We start from the raw sequence: 21376 nt of genomic DNA on the forward strand, positions 1-21376 counted from the left end.
TAATGATCCCATACGATTTTGACTGCATGGAAGCCATTTTCGGCAGTTATAGTATACCCAAAACCACTGTCTTTTTCAATTCATACAGATAAATTCACAAATACGGCATCCCTCTTTCAAACATATGGCAACCGCCTGCTTTCTCACAGCCTCTGCTGCCTTTCTCTTCATATTTTTATGTCTGTTTTTCTGTCTGCAGCATGGACAATGCTCCCGCTTCCATATATAATGAAAAAAGAGAAGCTTGTTTCTTTATATTATCAATGCACTGAGAGGTGATTATCTATGTTTCGAAAAACTTTGCGCCGCAGTCTTCAGAAAGGCCTGAAAAAGACCAGAAATGCAGTGATTCTGGGTCTTTCTGCTGCCGCATTAATCTGCACGCCGGTATTTGCCCAGGTGAGGACACCGGAATCCTCCGGCTCCGTCACCTACTCAAACGGAAACGCTGTCATCGACGCCTCCAACGCGTCTCAGGGCTATGTCATGGTAAAATATACCGGCGGCACATCACGCATTAAAGTAAGAATTACAAAGGGCACAGACTACACCTATGATCTGAATGCCAGCGGAAATTATGAGGTATTCCCGCTGACAGAGGGAAGCGGAACTTACACTGTCAAGGTATTCCAGCAGGTTCAGGGAACCTCCTACGCCCAGGTCATGAGTCAGACCATCAATGTGAATCTGGCTGACGAGCTGTCCCCCTTCCTCTATCCCAACCAGTTCTGCAACTTTCGCGCAGACTCCGCGGTAGTCTCCACAGCGGCCTCCATCACAGCCGGAATCTCTGATCCGCTCTCAAAGGTACAGGCCATATATAATTATGCGGTGGACAATATTTCCTACGACTACCAGAAGGCTGCAACTGTACAGAGCGGATACCTGCCCGTACCGGATTCTACGCTGGCGTCAAAAACCGGCATCTGCTTCGACTATGCGGCAGTCATGACCTCCATGCTCCGCTCCCAGGACATTCCGACCAAGCTTGTGATCGGATACACCGGCGGCGCCTACCATGCATGGGTAAGCGTGTATGTAACCGGACAGGGCTGGGTTGACAATATTATCTACTTCGACGGCGTAAACTGGCGGTACATGGATCCGACCTTTGCGTCCAGCGGAAAGGGCAACGCAGCCATCACCAGCTACATTACGAATCCGGCAAACTATCAGGCAAAATTCACTTACTAAAAGGGAGACTGATCCCAGAAGAGGAATCATACTATGAAACAATCCGTACCATTTACCGGACTTTCTCTGTCCGGCTTCTGTATGCAAATTTCTATTCTCTTAAAATCGGCAGTGCCTCTCTATGAGGGGCTCTCCGTCATGGCTGAGGACGCATCATCGCCCCGCGAGAAGGAAATTCTCACCGCCATGTCCGATAAGCTGCGCATGGGTTTTCCCTTCAGCGAGGCCGTCAGCGAGGCCGGCTGCTTTCCGGCTTATGTAACCCAGATGACTGTGCTGGGGGAGCGCACAGGTACTCTGGATGAAACCATGGAGCATCTGTCCCGGTTCTATGAGAGGGAATACCGGCTCGGCGAAAATCTGCGCCGTGCCGTCACCTACCCCGCCATCATGATCGTGATGCTCCTTGTGATCCTGTTTATCCTGTTCACCAGGGTGATGCCGATCTTTTCCGGTGTCTATGAACAGCTGGGAACCTCCATACCGGACGCCGCCCAGGCGGCTATCCAGTTCGGAGGTATCTTAAGCGGCGCGGCTCTCGTCTTTGCAGCAGTGCTCATAGCTGCCTTCGCCGTCGTCCGGCTTACCAGCCGGCCCGGCCAGGAAAGCAGCCTGTCGCACCGCCTTCTGCGCTCCATTAAAAACCATTCCTCCATTGCGAAGCTCTCTGCCCTGCGCCGCTTCTGCTCTGTCATGGCAATGACGCTTCACTGCGGAATGAACATGGCCGAGGGCTGCCGTATGGCTGCCACACTGGTGGACAACGATTCTGTGCTTCCCGGAGTCAAAGCCTGCGAAAGGGAGCTGGAATCGGGAAAGGCCTTCTACGACTCCATCGAACCCTCCGGTCTGTTTTCCGGCTTTGATCTGCAGATGATCCGCATCGGAAGCAGGGCCGGACAGCTGGAAACCGTTATGCGTGAGCTGGAGGAGGACTATGATGAGCGCTCCTCTGATGCCCTTGACAGTCTGATTGCAAGGCTTGAGCCTGCCATCGTCTCGGTGCTGGCAGTTGCAGTGGGGCTTGTCCTCCTGTCTGTCATGCTTCCGCTGGCAGGAATTCTCTCCTCCATCGGATAGCAGAATATCTGCCGGCATATCCGGCAAAGACGCCTTTTAACATATTGCAGAACCAGCCTGTGCATTCAGAGGCTTTCGCCTGGAAAGCACTGCCCTTTGAACGCAGTCTGGGAATCTGAGACAGGAGAATTGATATGCTGCACGTACAAGTTCAGAAAAAAAAGAGGGGATTTGCAGGATACCTTCTGTCCTTCCTCATCTTTTTTGCCATTCTCTTCTTCTCTCTCTTCTGTATGAACGCCATGCAGAGGAGAAGCGAGGAGGAGAGCCTGATGTCCCTGAGGGACGCCATAAGACGGGCAAGCGTCCAGTGCTATGCCATTGAGGGGCGCTATCCGCCAAGCGTGGAATATCTGGAAGAGCACTATGGAATCGTCATTGACAGAGACCGCTATCATGTATTCTACGACGGCTGGGCCAGCAACGTAATGCCCGACATCACCGTTCTTCCCGTCGCAGAGGAGGAGAAAGGAGATGAAACATGGTAAAACGAACGCAGAATTCCGGCAGAACAGAGCTGCTTTTCTCCATGCTCCTCCTCTTTGTCTTTCTGCTCTGCTCCATTTTCACTGTTTTGATCGGAAGCCGTGTCTATGAAAATATCAGAGCCAGGGACAATGAGTCCTTCTATCGGGATACAGCCCTCAGCTATGTGTTAAACAAGGTAAGACAGGCCGACGAAACCGGCGCGGTGGAAGTCCGGGATGAGGGAGATACCTCTGTGCTTGTCCTCACCTCGCAGATCAACGGAAGTCTCTATGAAACGTGGATCTACACCCTGGACGGAACACTGAGAGAGCTTTTCACCCCCAAAGACAGCGGGCTGACCACAGCCGACGGACTTGAGATCAGCAGCTGTCCAAAGCTTACCTTCCTTTTAGAAGATCAGGGCGGAAAAAAACTGCTGACCATCTGTCAGTCCTCCCCGGAAAGCGAAACCTCTTCCTGCAGTCCCGCTGCCTCAGAAGGCTCAGAGACTCAGGAGGAAGACCGCAGGGTCTCTCTCCTTCTGAGAAGCTCCGGCGGGACTTTTACAGGCAGCACCGGCCTTCATCCGGCTGAAAGCGCCGGAAATGCCGGATACTAAGGAGGACAATTATGCTTCAGAAAAAATATACCACTCGAAACAGGCGGCCTTCCTACGCCTTCCTGATGGAAATGCTCTGGGTCTGCGGCTTCTTCGCCGTAGCTGCCTGTATTTTCGTTCTGGCCTTTGTAAAGGCTGACTCCATGAGCCGTCGGGCAGAGGACCTGAACCAGGCGGTCATGGCCGCTGAAAATGAGATGGAGCAGACTTTTCTGCTGGGGAGGGAAGGCTCCTGGATCGTTTGTTTTGATGACAGCTGGAATCCTCTCCCTGAAGACGGGAGCCTCTCAGATCCTGCCCTGATATCTGATAAAACACCGTCTGAGGATTCTGCAAACCTGCCAGGAGTCCACGCTGCTCTTTTTGTGGACAGCAGACTGGACGGCAGTCTTTTAAATGTAACGATAAACGCCGCAGTCATGTCTCCTCACCAGGAAACCATATACACCTTGGAGGGAAGCCACATGATGTCCGGAGAGATTTTGCAGGAATCCGGGAAAGGAGGACAGTCATGAGAGAGACAAGACAAGTAAGCCGGATCAATATCGGCACGGCCTCCATTGTTCTGATCCTGATTATCCTGTGTCTGTCCGTCTTTTCCCTGCTGAGCCTCAGTGATGCCCGCTCCTCCCTCTCTTTTGCAGAGAGAAGAGCCCAGTCTGTTCAGGCCTTCTACAGCGCAGACGCCCAGGTCCAGAGATGGCTCTCGGACATCCAGGGACTTTCCATTCAGGAAGCGGCGGCCAGACGGGAGAGTCTGCCCGAGGACGCCTCTGTGGAGGCATCCGGCGAGGAGGGCATACTGACTCTCACCATCCCCATGTCCCAGGGCCAGTCGCTCCTTGCCCGTTACAGCGTTTCAGAAGGACGGCTTATCTCCTCCCGCGTCTACAACAGTGAAGATTACGCCATCGACACCCGCCTTCCTGTCTGGACGGGACAGTCGGACGAGAAAGCTGATGGGACCCAGGCAGATTAGTCAGGATCACTTATACAGGAGAATTTTATGAATATCAAAGAATTTTTTAAAGACGCCGTGGAAAGACAGGCATCCGACATCTTTATGATCCCAGGAATGCCTCTGGCTCTCAAAATTAACGGCCGAATCGAAAATATAGGGGAGGAAAAAATCTTCCCTGCAGAGATGGACAATTACATCCGGGAAATCTACACCCTCAGCGGCAGCCGGGACATGTCCAGGGTTATGACGCTGGGAGACGATGATTTCTCCTTCTCCATTGTGGGACTCTCCCGGTTCCGCGCAAGCGTGATGAAACAGAGGGGCTCTCTGGCAGCGGTCATCCGGATTGTCCGCTTCGATCTTCCAAATCCCGCAGACATCCATATACCGGAGACCGTCTTAAACATCGCCTCCATGAAAAAGGGCATGGTGCTGGTGACAGGCGCAGCAGGAAGCGGAAAATCCACGACTCTGGCCTGCATCATCGACCGTATCAACCAGACGAGAAACGCCCATGTCATCACCCTGGAGGATCCCATCGAGTACCTTCACCATCATCAGCACTCTGTGGTTACCCAGCGGGAGATCGGCCACGACACCGCCTCCTATGTGGACGGCCTGAGGGCCTCCCTGCGCCAGGCGCCGGATGTTATTCTCTTAGGCGAGATGCGGGACTACGAAACCATCCAGACAGCCATGACTGCGGCAGAGACGGGCCATCTGCTGATCTCCACCCTCCACACCATCGGAGCCGCCAACACCATCGACCGTATTATCGACGTTTTTCCGGCTGACGGACAGCAGCAGGTGCGCGTTCAGCTGGCTATGGTTTTAAAAGCCGTTGTGTCACAGCAGCTGGTTCCCGCTGCAGACGGTTCCCTGGTTCCGGCCTTCGAGATCATGTTCGTCAATGAGGCTATCCGCAGCATGATCCGGGAGTCAAAGATCCACCAGATCCAGAATGTCATCGCCACCAGCATGGCGGAAGGCATGGTAAGCCTGGACAGCAGTCTTCTGAGATATCTTCAGCAGGGACTTATCACAAAGGAAACCTGTATAAACTACAGCTTAAATCCTGAACAGATGAAGATGCGCCTGGGCTAGACCCATGGCAGGCCACCCCCGGTGCCCTGAATTCCTGAAAAGGGTCCGCTTTCTTTGCGCCGGGGGCGCAGCCTCCTGATCGCCTCTCTCCTCTTTGCAGACAATAAAGATTCGACAAAAGAAAAAAAACACCGATCCCAGCGCTCTCAGTCGCCAAAATCAGTGCTTTCAGTGCGCCTTCAGGGACTCGAACCCTGGACAAATAGATTAAGAGTCTACTGCTCTACCAGCTGAGCTAAAGGCGCGTATTCTGTTGTTTTATATTATATCAGGGAAATTCCCAGTGCGCCTTCAGGGACTCGAACCCTGGACAAATAGATTAAGAGTCTACTGCTCTACCAGCTGAGCTAAAGGCGCATATTCTGTTGTTTCCGTCAGGTTTCTGAAGCCTGTCCTGTAACACGCAAATTAGTATACCTCTCCATTCTGAAAAAGTCAATACTTTTTTTATTTTTTATTTATTTTTTTGTTACAGTTCAGCCATGCGAAAATTTGGATGGGAAAATACGCTGAAAGCGTACTTTCATAAGAGTTTTCCTGTCCGAATCTTCATAGGGCGGACGCCAGACGCTTCCCCGCCCGCTTTAAGCGGGCAAGAAGATATATGGCTGAACTGTTGCATTTTTTTCTCCCTGGCAAAATGAAACAAAGGGATAGGCAGATTTTTCTTTCGTATTTTTCTCTGCTCTCTTTTGCTATCTGCGGCGGCACTGCTTTGCGCAGCCCTTCCCAAGAGCCTTTCCAGCTTCCTCAAAACAGCGCTTGTAGTGGAGTACTGCCTTATTGAGCTCTGCCTTGTCGCAGGTGGCGATGGACAGTGAGCGGATAATCTTTTTCTTCAGGCTCACAGGCCTCATCCCTTCCTCTCTCCTCGCCTTATTTTATGCACAGTCAAGATATAAGCGCACAGAGCCGACTCTGCCTCCGCCTCGGATTTTTCCGCATCCTTCCCTCTATTTGCCTCGGACAGCTGACAGCTTGCAGATGGCCTGACCTCTGGAGGAGAACTTTTCCTCATACTCTGTCATCACATTTCCCTCGGCCATGGGGCTGTTGTGAAGATCAAAGGTATATTCCCTCACCTTCCAGCCTGACTCCGGGATAGATTCAAGAGAGTACTCAAACAGTCCCCGGTTGTCTGTCTTAAACTCTACGTCTCCATCCTCTGAGAGCACCTGATCATAAACTGCCATAAACTGCGGCGATGTGAGCCTGCGCTTTGCGTGGCGGTCTTTGGGCCACGGATCGGAAAAATTCAGGTAAATTTTCTTCACCTCTCCCGGCTCAAACATCTCCCCCAGCTCCTTTGCATCCACACACATAAAGCAGATATTGGAGAGCGGCAGCTTCTCCCGCTTCTGAAGTGCCTTTAAGAGTACAGTGGAGTATCTCTCTATTCCTATATAGTTGATGTCTGGGTTTCTCTCTGCCAGTTCCATGATAAACCGGCCCTTCCCCATTCCTACCTCGATGTGGATCGGATGGTCATTTCCGAACACTTCTCTCCATCTGCCCTTTTTCTCCTTTGGTTCCTGGATCACATAGGGGCTCTGTGCAATCGCCTCCTCAGCGCCCGGTATGTGGCGTAATCTCATTCTCGTTCCTCCTGTCTCCCGATTTATTCCTGTTTCCTGCCGATTTTTGGCAGGAAATTCTGCTTTCTTCTCTGTTTTCCGCCCTCTATCTTACCATTTCTCTTCCTCACATGCAAGAAAGTTATCCTGTCTGCGCTCTTAATTCTTCTCCCTGTTCCCGTATCTGATTCAGCTCCCCCTTCCGCTCCTCCTTCCCCCTCTTCTTACGAATTTCCCGAAAACTCCCTATATTCTGACAATATATGAACTATTTCCTTACAAATTTTATTTTTTTCAAAATAATGATGCAGAAAATGTCGAGGTATATTATAATAGCAGTGTGTGATTTGTATTAATTGTATTAAATGGTAAAGGAGATGCCTTATGAATACGGACAATATAAATACCGGCAGCTGGGAGAGGATACAGAACGGCTTCCAGGATACAGAACGGCTGTTAGGCCAGAAACGGTACAATGAATGTATGATCAGAGCCAGACAGACTCTGGAATTTATGGTGAAATGCCTTTGCGAGCGCTTTGATGTGTCAGAGGCCACTCTTGTGGACATGATCGACGCCCTCTATGAGAACGGCATTATCAATAAGACCACCTGCGAGCATTATCACAAAATCCGCATGATAGGAAACAAGGCGGTTCATGAGGAGGATAATCTGGCATATAATGCAGGGCAGGCCTACCACCTGCTGTCCCAGGAGATCTACACCTTCGCAAATGACTTTACAGGGAAGAAAAAGAAACCCCTACCCCGCCAGAGGGAAGATATTTCCCGGGAGGACGCCTCATCCAGAGAGCAGCTTTCCCGGCCTTCCAGAGGCAGTGCCTCCCGTTCCAGGGGGGCTGTTTCCAGAGCGGGAGGTTCCTCCTCCGCAAGGCGCAGAAGACCCCGTTCCTCCGGACCGGTTATCGATCCGGGAAGCCTTTTGAAGATTTTTATTCCGATTGCGATCATTATCATCCTGATCTTTATTATCCGCCTGGTTCACCCGGGAGATGAGAACGGTGCAGAGACTACAGCTCCCATTGAGCTGGAAACCATCGCTTCCACTGAAGAGGCGACTACTGAGGAGAATACTACTGAGGCCGCTCCTGCCAAACGATACAGGACAAGCGACACGCTGAATGTCCGCTCTGAGCCGTCAACCAGCGCCTCAAAGCTGGGTCAGCTGGCCCCGGGAACGGAGGTAGAATACATAGAGGATTACGATGATACCTGGGTGAAAATTACCTTTGAAGGCCAGGAGGGATATGTATCAAAAGAATATCTGGAATTGATTGCTGAATAGAGACTGCGGCCCAACAGCCGCTCTCTGCTTAGCTACCTGCCATAAAAAGGGCCGCCGGAAATCCGACGGCCCTTTTCATGAAAGAGTGAATTTTACTTATATGTATAATTTTCTGTTCCTCCGGGCAATCCCCGAGTCCCAGAAAACTATAACGCATTTTGAAATTTAGAGCTCAGACAATTAAGCCTCTGTCTCAGCCTCTGTTGTCTCCTCAGCCTCATCAGCTGCTGCCTCTGTCTCCTCGTCTGCAGCTGCCTCTGTTGTCTCTTCCTCAGCTGCCTCTGTTGTCTCTTCCTCGGCTGCCTCTGTTGTCTCCTCCTCAGCTGCCTCTGTTGTCTCTTCCTCAACTGCTGCTGTTGTCTCCTCAGCTGCTGCTGTTGTCTCAACTGCTGCTGTTGTCTCTGTAGTTGTCTCTGTGCTTCCGCATGCTGTTAAAGCAAATGCTGTTAAAGCTGCTGCTGCAAATAAAACTGTTTTCTTCATAATTTTTTTCCTCCTCATTTTACAACAAAGTTATAAAATATTCTGTCACAGAGGTTTTTTGTTTGCCCCCTCATGACATATCCATAGTATAGTGATTTTTTTAAAAAAATCAAGAGCCTCTCAAAAAATTCATGAAGTTTTAATAATTCTGTTCTTTATTTTTTATGCTTTTACAGCACTTTTTTATTTTTCTGTGTTTTTATTCCCCAAAAGCGTTCTTACAAGAGCCGGTATTTCCGTCAGGGTACGTATCTCACAGGAAGCCAGGCTTCTGTCAAAGGCAAATCTGTTATCGATCAGGGCCGCCACCTTCATCCCCGCCCGGCTGGCGGCTGTGATACCGACAGTGGAATCTTCTATGACAAGGCACTCTCCAGGCTCTGCTCCCAGCTTTTCTGCTGTATAGAGATAAATCTCCGGATCCGGTTTGCTTCTCTTAAACATGCCGCCGCTTACCATAATCTCCAGCCTCTCCTTTACATGATTCAATGTAAGAATATGATCCACCTGTTCCAGATTAGTGGAGGAAGCCACCGCCAGCTTGAGTCCCATCTCCCTCATCTGATCCATCACCGGCAGAATTTCAGGTCTGAAAATGGCGCGGTAATCTACCTCCTCAAATGCCCTTTTCCAGATTCCCCTGCTGTGATACTGCTCCCTCAGCTCCTCCCAGGTTTCGCCTGTTTTCAGAGCCTTCTCCATCACGTCCCAGCAGTCCTTTTTCGTCGTGCCGACCGTCCCGTAAAGCTCCTCGATCCTGATGTCCGGCCTCTTTTCTCTGGCAAACGCATACATGTATTTCAGGTACTCGCCCTCACTGTCAATAATCACTCCGTCCATATCGAAAATCACTGCTTTTATCATAATTTTTATGAAGCTCCTTTCCCTAACATATCCTCTGTATTTATCCCGCTTCAGATTCTTTTTTCCGCCCCTCAGGCGCTGACGGGCACATACCTACAGTATAGGGAAGCCCCGGGCTCAGTTCAACTCTATTTTTCAGACTTGTACTTTTTTGTGTCTTTGACAGATGTATCCGCAGCCGGCCAGGCTGTTCTCTGTGTATCTCTCTGTATTGCTCTATATTACTCTGTATTTCTCTGTATCGCTCTGTCTCATCCCGCCGCATGCCTCCTGTTCCACAGCGCCTCCCTGGAAATTCTAACACTTTTATGAATTTTCCCTTGTCCCGCTTGCGTCCGCCGGCTTTAGTGGTATACTTGAAACAGCTCAGCCTTCCATTTTACAGGGCAGACTGGTCCCGGGCTGAGGCTTAGTCACTTTCCGAACTGTATTGGAACATAAAGCTGACGCAAGTCAGCAGACAGGAGATTCATGATTATGAAACACACAGGGCCCCTTGCCTGGCTGGCCGGCATTGTCTGCGCCTTCTGCCTGATGATTGCCTTTCTCATCACATCGGTGGAAGCGGTCGTTTACTGGACGCCAGGCTATTTTGAAACAGAATATGAAACCTACCAGGTTCCCGAAACCGTTCACATGCAGATGGACGATCTCCTCTACGTCACAGAGGAGATGATGGCATATCTGAGAGGAAACAGGGATGATCTGCACATTGACACAGTGGTGGACGGGCAGGAAAGGGAATTTTTTAACGAGAGGGAGATTGCCCATATGGAAGATGTGAGAGAGCTCTTTATCGGTGCTCTCTATCTGCGGGCTGCCTGCCTTGCCGCTGCCGCTCTCTGCATAATCTTTCTGATTCTATCGAAGGCCAGCCTGCGCTTCGTCCTGCCGCGGGCTCTCTGCGCGGGAACGGGAATCTTTTTCATGCTGACAGCCGTTCTGGCAGCTGTTATATCCACAGACTTCACGAAATACTTTGTGATTTTCCACAAAATCTTCTTTGACAATGACCTGTGGATTCTCGATCCGGCCACGGATCTTTTGATTAACATTGTGCCTGAGCCGTTCTTTATGGACACTGCCGCCAGGATAGGAGTTACCTTTGGCCTGATGGTTCTGTTTCTCTTTGCTGTCTGCCTGGCTTTCATCCTCTTCACGAAGAAGAGAAAACCGCTCACTCCGGCCTTTACTAACAGAGGATAATCCGATATACTGTTAAATAAGCATTACATTTTTTACATTTATGTTACAAGAAATGTTTTTGCTGCGGCCGGAGCAGGAGACTGGGTCGGCCCGGCAGCTCCCTGTATAGAGAATAAAACCACGCAAAGGATTGAATATAGATGAAACAGAAATTTATACGCACGATTTTGTGCTTTTTTTTGACGGCTGCCGTTTCGGCCCATCCCGCCTATGCCTCCCAGGAATGGCCTTCTGATGTATCCATAGAGGCGGATGCCGGGATTGTCATGGATGCGGACTCAGGAACCGTCCTTTATGGAAAAAATATCCATGACACTTACTCCCCCGCCAGCATTACCAAGGTGCTCACCTCCATCATTGTCCTTGAAAACTGTGATCTGGATGAGATGGTCACCTTCTCAAAAAATGCTGTCTACAATGTGGAGGCTGACAGCTCGTCAGCCGGCTACGACACCGGAGATCAGGCCACAGTACGTGACTGTCTTTATGCCCTCCTCTTAAAGTCGGCAAACGAAGCGGCAAACGCCCTAGCTGAACATGTCGCGGGAACCACAGAGGCCTTTGCCGAGATGATGAATGAGAAAGCAAAGGAGCTTGGCTGCGTGGATTCCCACTTTGCCAATCCCAGCGGCCTGAACGACGAAAATCACTATGTCAGCGCCTACGACATGGCTCTGATTACCAGATACGCCTTCGAAAACGAGATATTTGAAGAGATTATTTCCACCACCTATTACGAACTCCCTCCAAATGCCAGAAATCCCGAGGGACTCGGCGTTTCCCCGGGAAATAAGCTTATCAAGAAAAATTTCCCCGAATACCGTCCCGATGTAATCGGCGGAAAGACAGGCTATACCTCCATCGCCCTGAACACCCTGGTGACAGGAGCCAGGCAGGACGACACGACGCTGATCACCGTTGTCCTCCACAGCCGCGGAACCACCTATTCCGACACCAGCCGCATGCTGGATTTCGGCTTTGGCAACTTCCGCTCCGTCTCCCTTGAGAATAATGATACCACCTATTCCTCGTTAAACAGCAACCTGACCATCGCAGGGCTGCCTACATCGTCTGCCCCGTCCCTGACTGTGGACCCGGACAGCCGGATTATTCTCCCAAACAATGCGGAGTTTGAGGAAACCACCTCCTCCGTATCGTTCGACCTGCCGGAAAATGCTCCGGACAATGCGATTGCAGCCGTCTGTTACTCTCTGGGAGAGCACCAGGTCGGAACTGCCTGGCTTACCCTGGGCGCAGAGCGGTCAGAATCTCCCGCCATTCCGGAGGAGCTGTTGAGCGCGGTTCCCACTACTATCGCTCAGGTCAGCTATGAGGATGAAGCAGCGGCAGAAAACAGCTCTGAAAAAGACAGAAACATGGAAGAAGCCGCTGACAGTCAAAGCACGTCAGATTCCGCCTCCGAACCGGACCAGAATACCTTATCCTCCGGCGAGCAGTCCCAGAACACTCCGGATGAGAACCCCACCGGCGGCGCTTTATCGGATGGCTTTTCTGTCACACCGATTCTCATTTTTACCGCTGCAGCAGCTGTAATCGCCCTTCTCGGAACGGCCCTGGCTGTCTGGATCGGAAAAAGCCGCCGCCGCGAGGAGGCAGAGCGCATGGAGCGCCGCAGAAAGCGTATGGAGCGCCTGAAAGAAACAGGCGTATCTGAGGAGGAGTTTAACGAAATGATGAAAAACCGCCGCCTCTCCATCCCGCTGGAGCCGGATAAACGTTCTCCCCGCAGAAAGGGAAGTTCTAAAAGCTTTCTTTTATCCCAGCCGAAGAAAAAGAGAACCAGGGACAGTGAATTCACCTTGAAAAAAAGGCGCAGGTGGAAGCGGTAAGTCATGACAGAGCAAAGTCTCATCGAAGAAGCATCTGCCCCAATACCCACTGTGTATCCGCAGAGTATTTGATTCAGTTCTTCTGACGGCTCGGATATTATGGCTTGAACATTGAATAAAAAAAGCATCCTCTGGCGGAAAGCCTGTTTTTCAGGTCTTCCCCCGGAGGATGCTTTTATTAATACAGCTTTCTATTTATACAGCCTTTCAGCTTCTCTTTCTCTCTTCCTGTCCGCTTCGCCTCAGTTTTTCCAAACCTGCGATTCAGAGCACCAGCTGCCTGCCTGTTTCATCCCTGCTGCCCTGCCGCTCCGGAATTCTTTCCTTTTCTTTTCAGCCGGTTTGCTGCAGCCTCTGATTTTTCCTTCTTTTTGGCCTCCTTGCGCGCCTTTGCCCGCTCAGCGCGCTTTTTTTTCGCTTCCTCGCGGCGCCTGATAATCGTATCCACCCCTGCCTCATCTGCAAACTTCACTGTCTTTACAGCAAACACAGAGCCGTCCTCTGACTTCTTAATCCTGATTTTTCCCTTCACAAACCCGTGCTCGGGGCAGACAGCCAGACAGAAATAATACCGCTGGTTCACGCTGAACCAGCGGATTTTCTTTCGCAGCATGCGGTGACACTTATAGCAGACCACATCTGTCACCCGCTTTTGTGCGAGCAGCTCCTCCTTGGTTTCCCAGGTTCTTGACACGAATTTCGAGTAATCGGGAAATTCCAGATAGATCTCCTCCTCCTCTGTTTCAGGAGTCTGGTAGTAGTCCACGGAAATGTACTCCATCATACTGTAGAAGTTCATTTTTCCCATCACAAGGCCTGTGTACCAGGCATCATCCAGAGCGCGGTGAAACGGGCGCTCCTCCTCAATTCCCATCTCCAGAACCGCCGTATCCAGCGATTCTCTCTTCGTATTTCCCTGAATCAGACTGTAAATCTTCTGAAGATCAAAGTAATAGAGAGGTTTCTGAAAGGGAAGCTCCATGCCATGATAAACCATATTCCTCTGAAGCTCTGTCAGATCCATGGATCCCCAGGTACAGAAACGGCAGTCATTTCCACACCAGTCAAAAAATTCCTTTACCGCTGTCTCAAATTTCTGGCCCTCCCGTTCCAGCTGTTCCGCCGTGAGATGCGTTACCTCTGAAATTTTATAGTGAAGTGTCCGGTACACCTGCGGGCGCACCAGGCGGCTGAACTCTGATACAATTCTGAGATTTTCGTCCAGCTTCACCGCTCCGATTTCAATAATCTCAAAGGGCAGTCGATCAATGGATGCCTCCCTGCCGCCTGAGCTCTGGTTCCATTCCAGATCAAGCACAATATAATGTCCCATAGCTATCATTCCCAAATAAATCTGACTCTTTAAAACACACGTCCTCCAGGCTGCGGCCCTGCCAATCCGCCTGCGTAAACAAAGAGCAGCCCTGCAAGAACGCTTTGGGCTGCTCTTTACCTGTTATTAACTTTACCACATTCTATGAAATAAGTCGATGAAAAATTTTTCCGGTCCCTTTCCCCTGTCTCGAGCAGATACTGAAAGATGCCGTTTGAAAAAACGGTCTTCTGATTTTTGTACTGAATAATTATTTATTTTAATAATTAATTATTCTTTCATGTTTCCGTTTATCTTATTTAGCATATTTGCAATTTTACTCACTGTTTCTCTGTCTCAGAATTGTCAGGAAACTCTTTTTTCTTCAGTACGGCCAGATTCCGTTTTGGTATAATACCTGTCTGAGCTTTCAGTAATTTAAAGATTATTTAGCACAGTGCATTCCCATTTTTGGCTTCATATTATCCATCTCTACTTTTCACCGTAAGTTTTTTATATTTATATCTTATTTATATCTTATCTATATCTTATCAATACATCATTATTTCGTATAATCCCCATGTTTCACGTGAAACAATTCTTTCACCAATCCTGTTTTTCGGTACCGTGGACTTTTCTTTCTTCAGCTGTCTGCAGTCTCTCCCTCTCTGCTATTATTTTTAGAAATGGCTCCTCAGTGCTTCCTGTGGGCTTCCAGGGGAAACCGACCGAACTGTATTATATAGTTTGAATGAATTTTTATCTGTATATTTATGCTGCATTTTCTATTTTTATTCTTTCTCTTTTTCTTCTTATTTAAATTAAATATGCATATTTATATACTTTATCAATAGATATTTCGGGTACTGTTCCCCATCACAGAAATCTGATTTTTTATTTTGTCAGACGTCCATACCATACAATCCGTAATCATAATACACAGGTTCCTTGGCATATTCTAAAGGTTTGTTTGAAACTTTCTGAAGGTTTATTTGAAGCTTTTCTTTGATATATTCTCCTTTTCATTCTCTTTTTCAGGCCTATCTCTCCTGTTGCTTTTCAGCCTTTTCTTTACTTATTTTTCCTTGCTCCTCCCCACGGTTTACACTATAATTACTAATATCAGCCGTATCACAATATGCCGGCTGTCAATCAAAACCTATCTGCAAGGGAGACTGCCATGAATACACTGAAACGATTTATTCATTACTACCGGCCTTACCAGGCCGTATTTTTTCTGGATCTCCTCTGTGCGGCAGTGATCAGCACTGTGGATCTGCTCTATCCCCAGATTCTCCGCACGCTTACCAGAACTCTGTTTACCGAGGACAGCTCTGTCATCCTGAGAGCTCTTCTCCCCATCGGCCTGGGGCTCTTCGCCATGTATGTGATCCAGAGCCTGTGCAAATATTACGTCAGCTATCAGGGACACATGATGGGCGCCCAGATGGAGCGGGATATGCGCCAGCAGCTCTTTGACCACTATGAGCGGCTGTCTTTTTCCTACTACGACAGCAACAACTCCGGCCAGATGATGAGCAAGCTGGTTTCCGATCTGTTTGATATTGCAGAATTCGCCCACCACGGACCGGAAAACCTGTTTATTTCCCTGATCAAAATTATTGGCTCCTTTATCTTTCTCTTCCTCATTAACTGGCGGCTGGCTCTTCCTCTCGTTTTTCTCGTTATCTGCATGTTCCTGTTCTCTCTGGGACAAAACAGCAGAATGCAGGTAACCTTTATGGATAACCGCCGCCGGATCGGCGATGTAAATGCAAGCCTTCAGGATACTCTGGCCGGCATCCGCGTTGTCCAGTCCTTCGCCAATGAAAAGGTAGAGAGAGAGAAATTTAAAAAAAGCAATCACAGCTTTCTCCTTTCCAAGGATGCCAATTACCGCTGTATGGGCAGCTTCATGGGGTGGAACCTGTTTTTCCAGGGCATGATGTATCTGGTTACCCTGGTCTACGGCGGATATCTGATCGCTCACGGAGCGATGGATGCAGCAGATCTGGCCATGTATGCCCTCTATATCGGAATTTTTATCAGTCCCATACAGATCCTGGTGGAGCTGACAGAAATGATGCAGAAGGGCCTCTCAGGCTTTTGCCGCTTTCTCGCTGTCATGGACACAGAGCCTGAGATCAAAAACCTGCCGGGCGCTGTCCCCCTGACAGATGTAAAGGGCGATGTGGAGTACAGACACGTCAGTTTCTCCTATCTGGAAGAGGAACCGGTGCTTTCTGATATTTCCTTTCACATCCCGGCCGGACGCTCTGTTGCGCTGGTTGGACCGTCCGGCGGCGGGAAAACCACCATCTGTTCTCTCCTGCCGCGCTTCTATGACGTCACAGAGGGCGCCGTTTTCATCGATGGAAAGGATATCCGAAGCCTCACTCTGGAGAGCCTCAGAGGCCAGATAGGCATCGTACAGCAGGATGTATATCTCTTCTGCGGGACAGTCCGTGAGAATATCGCCTACGGGAAGCCCGGAGCCTCCGAGGAGGAAATCATTGAAGCTGCCAAAAAGGCCAATATTCACCAGTTCATCGAGTCCCTGCCTGACGGCTATGATACCTTTGTGGGAGAACGGGGAACACGCCTTTCCGGCGGTCAGAAACAGCGTATTTCCATTGCCCGGGTTTTCCTGAAAAATCCCCCGATTCTGATTCTTGACGAGGCCACCAGCGCTCTGGACAATGAGAGTGAACGCCATATTCAGAAAAGCCTAGAGGAGCTGTCTAAGAACAGGACAACCATCACCATCGCCCACCGTCTTTCCACCATCCGGAACGCAGACGAGATCATTGTGATCAATGAAAGCGGTATTGCGGAGCGGGGAAATCACAGAGAGCTGCTGGAGCAGGATGGCATTTACTCTCATTACTACAGCATGCAGTTTGAAGGACTGTAAAGCCTTTCCCGCTTCTGACATCCCCTATGCATTGCCCTTTCCCCCCTCGAGGAAACGGAGATTCCTCTTAAACGAAAGGGACTGGCGCAGAGAAGAAATAAAAAACTCTGCAATAAAAAATTCTGCAAAAATGCGCCTTGTATCAGAGATAACCCTCTGATACAAGGCGCATTTTTTCTTCAGATTTCGTTAAAACCATCCGCCCAAAGGCTTTTGTATTGCGGGGCAGTTCCTGCCTGCAGAGGCCCCTTCAGCGGACCCTTCTGCGGCAAATTCTGCTTTATCTCAGTCGTTTGTCTCAGTCCGTTTGTGTCAGTTGTTTGTGTCAGCAGTTCGTCTCAGCCGTTCGTCTCAGTCCCTTCCCTGTTGCATTTGTTTTCCTTTCTGACTCCAAAGACAGAAATCAGAAGCAGAATCACAGAACCCGCTGCCATACACAAAAAGGCAATGTTCATACCATGCATCAGTGCTCCCTCTCCATAAGCAGCAGAGGAACCTTCACTTACCGCAGTCATAATTCCCACAAAAGCGGCAGATCCGATGGAACCTGCAATCGTCCGGAACGAGGTGAGCAGTGAGGAGGCGTCGGCCACCTTTTTGATCTGAATGCTGCTCGTTCCCCATGTCAGCAGCGGCATCATCAGACTGCCGATGGAAACATTCCGTATCACGTTCAGCACAGCAGCTGTCCAAAGAGGCGTACTCATCGTTAAAAAGTACATTCCTATATTGCTGAACAGCATGATAGCTGAACCAATGACAAACAGCCTTTTGATTCCCATTTTATCGTAAATTCTCCCGGCAAAGGGGCTTACAAGGGTGGTGGCAAGGGATCCCGGCAAGGTGACAAGACCGGAAATAACGGCTGAATATCCCATGACACTCTGCACATAGAGGGGCATCAGCACAGAGGAGCCCATAGAAAGCAGCTTAAAGGAGGAGACGATATGAATATAGTGATTGGCTTGCTCAAACTGATTTTGAAGATCGTTGCCGCACCAGTAGTGGTGGTGCTCACGGTTGCCATTTGGATGTGTGTAGGAATTGTTTATGTATGCGGCTTAGTACTGGGGCTGCTCAGTACGGTGGTTGCTCTGTTGGGCGTGGCAGTAATGATTACTTACTCTCTACAAAACGGCATCATTCTGCTGGTGATGGCATTCCTTATCAGCCCATACGGTCTGCCAATGGCAGCCATCTGGTTATTGGGTAAGGCTCAGGATTTGAAATTTACAATTCGTGATTTGGTTTACAGGTAATACAAAGACCTCCGGCGGATTTTTCGTCGGAGGTCTTATGGTTCGAGATTATCTTCTTGAAAAAGTGGTGATGCAAAAAAGGTGCCTATTCCAATTCCCAATCCCTGGCACATCTCATGGATGATACGCAACTTTACGGAATCATAAGAACAGTTAATGATATTGCCTATGGTGGACTTGGGAACGCCGCTTTTCATATACAGCTGATACTGCGTCATTTTCCGCTCCTCCAGCAATTCTGAAAGGCGTCTACTGACCGCCTGATTTAGCTTCAATTTCACTCACCGTCCCTGTCCCTGTACTAAAATTATTATATGGGCAGGCGCGTGAAAATTAGTCCCTGTGACTGTACTAATAGTGCTATTTGCGCTAAGATAGGATCAGGGGTGTTTTTATGACTGTGACCTTTTGTGGCCATGCACAGATCTTGCAAAGTGAGAAAATAGAGAAATGGCTATACGATGTTACGGAAAAACTAATTGAGCAAGGAGCGACTACCTTTTACCTGGGTGGTTATGGAGCCTTTGATAGCTTGGCGGCATCCGTTCTGAGAGTGCAGAAAAAACGGTATCCACATATTGAGTTGATTCTTGTTCTGGCATATCTTAACACCGGGAGGGGCACTTCAGGTTACGACAGCACCATTTATCCGCCACTGGAAACTGTCCCGCACCGGTTTGCGATTTCTCATAGAAACCGCTGGATGGTAGAGTCTGCTGATGTAGCCGTTGCTTATGTTCTCCATGATTGGGGTGGAGCTGCCACAACACTACAGTGCGCCAAACAAAAAAAGAAACAAATTATTTCATACTGTGACGAGATGGGCAGCTGAGACTGCCCATTTTTTGAAGGGAGGGAACTTCATGGCAACAACACGAATTATGCCGCTGCACATTGGCAAGGGCCGCACAGAAAGCACTGCGATCAGTGATATTATCGACTATGTGGCTAATCCCCAAAAGACCGACAACGGCAGGCTCGTTACCGGATATGAGTGTGATAGCCGGATCGCAGACACAGAATTTGTTATGGCCAAGCGTCAGTATATTGCCATCACCGGAAGGGTGCGCGGAAAAGACGATGTGATTGCTTACCATGTCCGTCAGTCTTTCCGTCCGGGTGAAATCACGCCGGAAGAAGCCAACCGGCTGGGAGTGGAATTTGCCAAACGGTTTACCAAAGGCAACCACGCCTTTATTGTCTGCACTCACATTGACAAAGCCCATGTGCATAATCACATTATTTGGAGTTCGGTCAATCTGGACTGTGACCGAAAATTCCGAAACTTCTGGGGCAGTACAAAGGCTGTTAGGCGTTTGAGCGACACCATCTGTATCGAAAATGGATTGTCCATTATCGAGAATCCCAATCTCCATGGCAAAAGCTACAATAAATGGTTGGGCAATAAGGCGAAGCCATCCCATCGGGAGCAGCTGAGAATGATGATCGACCAGGCACTGGAGCAAAAGCCTACAGACTTTGATGAGTTACTGAAAATGCTTTCCGAGATGGGCTGCGAAGTAACCCGACGCGGAAAAGCAATTCGCCTCAAGGCACCCGGATGGAAAAATATTGCCCGGATGGATGAAGGACTTGGAACCGGATACAGTGAGGCAGAAATTCGTGCAGTGCTGGCAGGGAAAAAGCAGCACACACCCCGCAAAAAATCCACCGTACAGGCAGAGCCTCCCAAGGTTAATCTATTGGTGGACATCCAAGAAAAACTCCGTGCTGGAAAAGGTGCTGGATATGCGCGTTGGGCCAAGGTCTTTAACCTCAAGCAGATGGCACAGACGATGAATTTTCTTACCGAGCATAATCTGCTGGAATATGCAGTGCTGGAGGAAAAAGCGGCAGCGGCTACAGCCCACCATAACGAACTGTCGGCACAGATTAAGGCGGCGGAAAAACGCATGGCGGAGATTGCTGTCTTGCGGACCCACATCATCAATTATGCGAAGACCCGCGAGATCTATGTAGCTTATCGACAGGCTGGTTACTCTAAGAAATTCCGCCAGGAACATGAAGCAGAAATCCTGCTCCACCAGACAGCAAAAAATGCTTTCGACGATATGGGGGTTAAGAAGCTGCCCAAGGTCAAAGAATTGCAAACTGACTATGCCAAACTCCTGGAGGAAAAGAAAAAAATATATGCTGAATACCGGCGTTCCCGCGAAGAAATGAGGGAACTTTTGACGGCCAAAGCGAATGTGGATCGGCTGCTGAAAATGGACGAGGAGCAGAAACAGGAGAAAGAAAAAGACCACGACCAGCGGTGAGCTGATCGCAGTCAAAAGCGTTCGCAGAACGCGTGGCCACAGGATAAAATCCTGTGTTCAAAGGGGCTTGGGGGCAGCGCCCTCAACAAGCGTTTGTGGCGAAATGGATAGCCACAAGCATTGCTTGCCGCTATTTAGTTCATAAAAAATTTTCAAAATATAGTTGTATATTTTTTTCTGTGCAGTTATTATATAAATACCGTTTTATGATTCTGTTCTTTATAGGGGGATGGGAAGATATGGCACGAAAAGCCTATTCTGAAGAAGATAGAGTGCAAGTGCGGAATGCCCTAATGACCACCATGATTCAGTGTATCGCGGATCGGGGATTGATTCACAGCAGTATTGATGTTTTGTGCAGAAAAGTAGAGATCTCCAAGACCTTCTTCTACAGTTTTTTCTCATCCAAGGAAGAACTGGTGCTCTACGCCCTGCGATACCAACAGCCCAAGCTGCTGGATTATGCCAGATCCCTAATGGAGGACCCCGGACTCAGTTGGCGGGCGGGAGTGGAAACCTTTCTGAAAAACTGCTGTTATGGAGCTAAAAGCGGAGTTGCCGTTTTGTCCATTGAGGAGGAGCAGCAAGTACGCCACTGCCTTTCCGAGGAGAATTTCCAGGCGTTCCGGCGGGATCAGATTATTTTTTATGGAAAGCTGCTTTCCATCTTTGGCCTCCCTGTGGACAGTATTGATCCCCGGCTGTTTGGCAATCTGGCCCTCAGCATGATGATGGTACACAAAGCCATTCCAGACACCATGCCATTTCTATTCCCAGAGGTGGCGGAGGATATGGTGGACTTCCAGGTCAGGGCTCTGGTGGACGAGATGGAGCGGGTAAAAGAGCATGTGCGGTAGGTGAAAGCAAATGGATAGAGATGAGTACCCATGTCCAAACGGACGGG

At 49.3% G+C, this 21376-nt stretch carries 22 protein-coding genes and 2 tRNA genes; 15 read left to right on the forward strand and 9 right to left on the reverse strand.

Annotation, left to right across the window (positions count from 1 at the left end):
* Positions 1-285 precede the first annotated feature (285 nt).
* The 7 genes from DW757_RS11440 (at position 286) to DW757_RS11470 (ending at position 5426) form a co-directional block, all read left to right on the forward strand.
* Positions 286-1194: a transglutaminase domain-containing protein gene (locus tag DW757_RS11440; protein ID WP_118751755.1), complete on the forward strand. Its 909-nt coding sequence runs from the start codon at positions 286-288 to the stop codon at positions 1192-1194.
* Positions 1195-1227: 33 nt separating this feature from the next.
* Positions 1228-2274, forward strand: a complete 1047-nt coding sequence (locus tag DW757_RS11445; protein ID WP_015572863.1) for a type II secretion system F family protein — start codon at positions 1228-1230, stop codon at positions 2272-2274.
* Positions 2275-2408: 134 nt separating this feature from the next.
* Positions 2409-2762: a hypothetical protein gene (locus tag DW757_RS11450; RefSeq protein ID WP_118751756.1), complete on the forward strand. Its 354-nt coding sequence runs from the start codon at positions 2409-2411 to the stop codon at positions 2760-2762.
* Positions 2756-3361 (forward strand): DUF4860 domain-containing protein, encoded by a 606-nt coding sequence (locus tag DW757_RS11455; protein WP_118751757.1) that lies wholly within the window; start codon positions 2756-2758, stop codon positions 3359-3361. Before DW757_RS11450 ends, DW757_RS11455 begins: the two co-directional genes overlap by 7 nt.
* 11 nt (positions 3362-3372) lie before the next feature.
* Complete coding sequence (locus DW757_RS11460; protein WP_008397716.1) at positions 3373-3876, forward strand: hypothetical protein; 504 nt, start codon at positions 3373-3375, stop codon at positions 3874-3876.
* Positions 3873-4340 (forward strand): Uro-adherence factor A, encoded by a 468-nt coding sequence (locus DW757_RS11465; RefSeq protein WP_008397715.1) that lies wholly within the window; start codon positions 3873-3875, stop codon positions 4338-4340. Before DW757_RS11460 ends, DW757_RS11465 begins: the two co-directional genes overlap by 4 nt.
* Positions 4341-4367: 27 nt before the next feature.
* Positions 4368-5426: a PilT/PilU family type 4a pilus ATPase gene (locus DW757_RS11470; protein ID WP_015572860.1), complete on the forward strand. Its 1059-nt coding sequence runs from the start codon at positions 4368-4370 to the stop codon at positions 5424-5426.
* A gap of 172 nt (positions 5427-5598) precedes the next feature.
* Here DW757_RS11470 and DW757_RS11475 read toward each other — a convergent pair.
* The 4 genes from DW757_RS11475 to trmB form a co-directional block, all read right to left on the reverse strand.
* Positions 5599-5671: transfer RNA gene (locus tag DW757_RS11475), tRNA-Lys, on the reverse strand.
* Between the two features lie 39 nt (positions 5672-5710).
* Positions 5711-5783 (reverse strand) — tRNA-Lys (locus tag DW757_RS11480).
* A 338-nt stretch (positions 5784-6121) separates the two neighbouring features.
* Positions 6122-6283 carry a hypothetical protein gene (locus DW757_RS17400; RefSeq protein WP_015572859.1) on the reverse strand — a complete coding sequence of 54 codons (162 nt, stop codon included), beginning with the start codon at positions 6281-6283 and terminating at the stop codon, positions 6122-6124.
* Positions 6284-6379: 96 nt separating this feature from the next.
* Entirely contained in the window at positions 6380-7021 is a 642-nt protein-coding gene (gene trmB, locus DW757_RS11485; protein WP_021966028.1) for a tRNA (guanosine(46)-N7)-methyltransferase TrmB, read from the reverse strand.
* Positions 7022-7384: 363 nt separating this feature from the next.
* On the opposite strand from trmB, the gene DW757_RS11490 reads away from it, so the two are divergent.
* Entirely contained in the window at positions 7385-8305 is a 921-nt protein-coding gene (locus DW757_RS11490; protein WP_118751758.1) for an SH3 domain-containing protein, read from the forward strand.
* Between the two features lie 180 nt (positions 8306-8485).
* Here the strand turns inward: DW757_RS11490 and DW757_RS11500 are convergent, their stop codons facing one another.
* Positions 8486-8788 carry a hypothetical protein gene (locus DW757_RS11500; RefSeq protein WP_015544308.1) on the reverse strand — a complete coding sequence of 101 codons (303 nt, stop codon included), beginning with the start codon at positions 8786-8788 and terminating at the stop codon, positions 8486-8488.
* A gap of 183 nt (positions 8789-8971) precedes the next feature.
* Complete coding sequence (locus tag DW757_RS11505; protein ID WP_118751760.1) at positions 8972-9652, reverse strand: HAD family phosphatase; 681 nt, start codon at positions 9650-9652, stop codon at positions 8972-8974.
* Positions 9653-10129: 477 nt separating this feature from the next.
* On the opposite strand from DW757_RS11505, the gene DW757_RS11515 reads away from it, so the two are divergent.
* Together DW757_RS11515 and DW757_RS11520 are read left to right on the forward strand one after the other, a co-directional pair.
* Positions 10130-10858 (forward strand): TIGR01906 family membrane protein, encoded by a 729-nt coding sequence (locus DW757_RS11515; protein WP_021966034.1) that lies wholly within the window; start codon positions 10130-10132, stop codon positions 10856-10858.
* A gap of 140 nt (positions 10859-10998) precedes the next feature.
* Positions 10999-12708, forward strand: coding sequence for a D-alanyl-D-alanine carboxypeptidase family protein (locus DW757_RS11520; RefSeq protein ID WP_118751761.1), 1710 nt, complete (start codon positions 10999-11001; stop codon positions 12706-12708).
* A gap of 289 nt (positions 12709-12997) precedes the next feature.
* Here DW757_RS11520 and DW757_RS11525 read toward each other — a convergent pair whose 3' ends face one another.
* Positions 12998-14041 (reverse strand): 3'-5' exonuclease, encoded by a 1044-nt coding sequence (locus DW757_RS11525; protein ID WP_015572853.1) that lies wholly within the window; start codon positions 14039-14041, stop codon positions 12998-13000.
* Positions 14042-15200: 1159 nt separating this feature from the next.
* On the opposite strand from DW757_RS11525, the gene DW757_RS11530 reads away from it, so the two are divergent.
* Entirely contained in the window at positions 15201-16934 is a 1734-nt protein-coding gene (locus DW757_RS11530) for an ABC transporter ATP-binding protein (protein WP_015572852.1), read from the forward strand.
* 338 nt (positions 16935-17272) lie between these two features.
* Here DW757_RS11530 and DW757_RS11535 read toward each other — a convergent pair whose 3' ends face one another.
* Entirely contained in the window at positions 17273-17986 is a 714-nt protein-coding gene (locus tag DW757_RS11535; RefSeq protein WP_347559987.1) for an MFS transporter, read from the reverse strand.
* Between DW757_RS11535 and DW757_RS11540 the strand changes: the two genes are divergently transcribed.
* The gene (locus DW757_RS11540) at positions 17882-18193 is read left to right on the forward strand and encodes a CD1845 family protein (RefSeq protein WP_008394732.1); all 312 of its coding nucleotides are present in this window, start codon (positions 17882-17884) and stop codon (positions 18191-18193) included. The genes DW757_RS11535 and DW757_RS11540 overlap by 105 nt on opposite strands.
* A 35-nt stretch (positions 18194-18228) precedes the next feature.
* Here the strand turns inward: DW757_RS11540 and DW757_RS11545 are convergent, their stop codons facing one another.
* Entirely contained in the window at positions 18229-18474 is a 246-nt protein-coding gene (locus DW757_RS11545) for a helix-turn-helix transcriptional regulator (protein WP_279221224.1), read from the reverse strand.
* Between the two features lie 113 nt (positions 18475-18587).
* Here DW757_RS11545 and DW757_RS11550 point away from each other — a divergent pair, with 113 nt between their 5' ends.
* From DW757_RS11550 to DW757_RS11560, 3 genes are all read left to right on the forward strand, one after another.
* Complete coding sequence (locus tag DW757_RS11550; RefSeq protein ID WP_118751763.1) at positions 18588-19025, forward strand: hypothetical protein; 438 nt, start codon at positions 18588-18590, stop codon at positions 19023-19025.
* A 31-nt stretch (positions 19026-19056) separates the two neighbouring features.
* Positions 19057-20472 (forward strand): relaxase/mobilization nuclease domain-containing protein, encoded by a 1416-nt coding sequence (locus DW757_RS11555; protein ID WP_118751764.1) that lies wholly within the window; start codon positions 19057-19059, stop codon positions 20470-20472.
* Between the two features lie 239 nt (positions 20473-20711).
* A complete protein-coding gene (locus tag DW757_RS11560) occupies positions 20712-21329 on the forward strand; it encodes a TetR/AcrR family transcriptional regulator (protein ID WP_020225646.1) in 618 nt (205 codons plus the stop codon).
* Positions 21330-21376: the final 47 nt, after the last annotated feature.

Source organism: Clostridium sp. AM29-11AC, from assembly GCF_003480545.1.
GTDB lineage: Bacteria > Bacillota > Clostridia > Lachnospirales > Lachnospiraceae > Otoolea > Otoolea saccharolyticum_A.

Excerpts from the sequence above, each read along its gene's own strand:
- DW757_RS11440 (WP_118751755.1), top strand. The coding sequence starts at position 286 with ATGTTTCGAAAAACTTTGCGCCGCAGTCTTCAGAAAGGCCTGAAAAAG.
- DW757_RS11445 (WP_015572863.1), top strand. The coding sequence starts at position 1,228 with ATGAAACAATCCGTACCATTTACCGGACTTTCTCTGTCCGGCTTCTGT.
- DW757_RS11450 (WP_118751756.1), top strand. The coding sequence starts at position 2,409 with ATGCTGCACGTACAAGTTCAGAAAAAAAAGAGGGGATTTGCAGGATAC.
- DW757_RS11455 (WP_118751757.1), top strand. The coding sequence starts at position 2,756 with ATGGTAAAACGAACGCAGAATTCCGGCAGAACAGAGCTGCTTTTCTCC.
- DW757_RS11460 (WP_008397716.1), top strand. The coding sequence starts at position 3,373 with ATGCTTCAGAAAAAATATACCACTCGAAACAGGCGGCCTTCCTACGCC.
- DW757_RS11465 (WP_008397715.1), top strand. The coding sequence starts at position 3,873 with ATGAGAGAGACAAGACAAGTAAGCCGGATCAATATCGGCACGGCCTCC.
- DW757_RS11470 (WP_015572860.1), top strand. The coding sequence starts at position 4,368 with ATGAATATCAAAGAATTTTTTAAAGACGCCGTGGAAAGACAGGCATCC.
- DW757_RS17400 (WP_015572859.1), bottom strand. The coding sequence starts at position 6,283 with ATGAGGCCTGTGAGCCTGAAGAAAAAGATTATCCGCTCACTGTCCATC.
- trmB (WP_021966028.1), bottom strand. The coding sequence starts at position 7,021 with ATGAGATTACGCCACATACCGGGCGCTGAGGAGGCGATTGCACAGAGC.
- DW757_RS11490 (WP_118751758.1), top strand. The coding sequence starts at position 7,385 with ATGAATACGGACAATATAAATACCGGCAGCTGGGAGAGGATACAGAAC.
- DW757_RS11500 (WP_015544308.1), bottom strand. The coding sequence starts at position 8,788 with ATGAAGAAAACAGTTTTATTTGCAGCAGCAGCTTTAACAGCATTTGCT.
- DW757_RS11505 (WP_118751760.1), bottom strand. The coding sequence starts at position 9,652 with ATGATAAAAGCAGTGATTTTCGATATGGACGGAGTGATTATTGACAGT.
- DW757_RS11515 (WP_021966034.1), top strand. The coding sequence starts at position 10,130 with ATGAAACACACAGGGCCCCTTGCCTGGCTGGCCGGCATTGTCTGCGCC.
- DW757_RS11520 (WP_118751761.1), top strand. The coding sequence starts at position 10,999 with ATGAAACAGAAATTTATACGCACGATTTTGTGCTTTTTTTTGACGGCT.
- DW757_RS11525 (WP_015572853.1), bottom strand. The coding sequence starts at position 14,041 with ATGGGACATTATATTGTGCTTGATCTGGAATGGAACCAGAGCTCAGGC.
- DW757_RS11530 (WP_015572852.1), top strand. The coding sequence starts at position 15,201 with ATGAATACACTGAAACGATTTATTCATTACTACCGGCCTTACCAGGCC.
- DW757_RS11540 (WP_008394732.1), top strand. The coding sequence starts at position 17,882 with ATGAATATAGTGATTGGCTTGCTCAAACTGATTTTGAAGATCGTTGCC.
- DW757_RS11550 (WP_118751763.1), top strand. The coding sequence starts at position 18,588 with ATGACTGTGACCTTTTGTGGCCATGCACAGATCTTGCAAAGTGAGAAA.
- DW757_RS11555 (WP_118751764.1), top strand. The coding sequence starts at position 19,057 with ATGGCAACAACACGAATTATGCCGCTGCACATTGGCAAGGGCCGCACA.
- DW757_RS11560 (WP_020225646.1), top strand. The coding sequence starts at position 20,712 with ATGGCACGAAAAGCCTATTCTGAAGAAGATAGAGTGCAAGTGCGGAAT.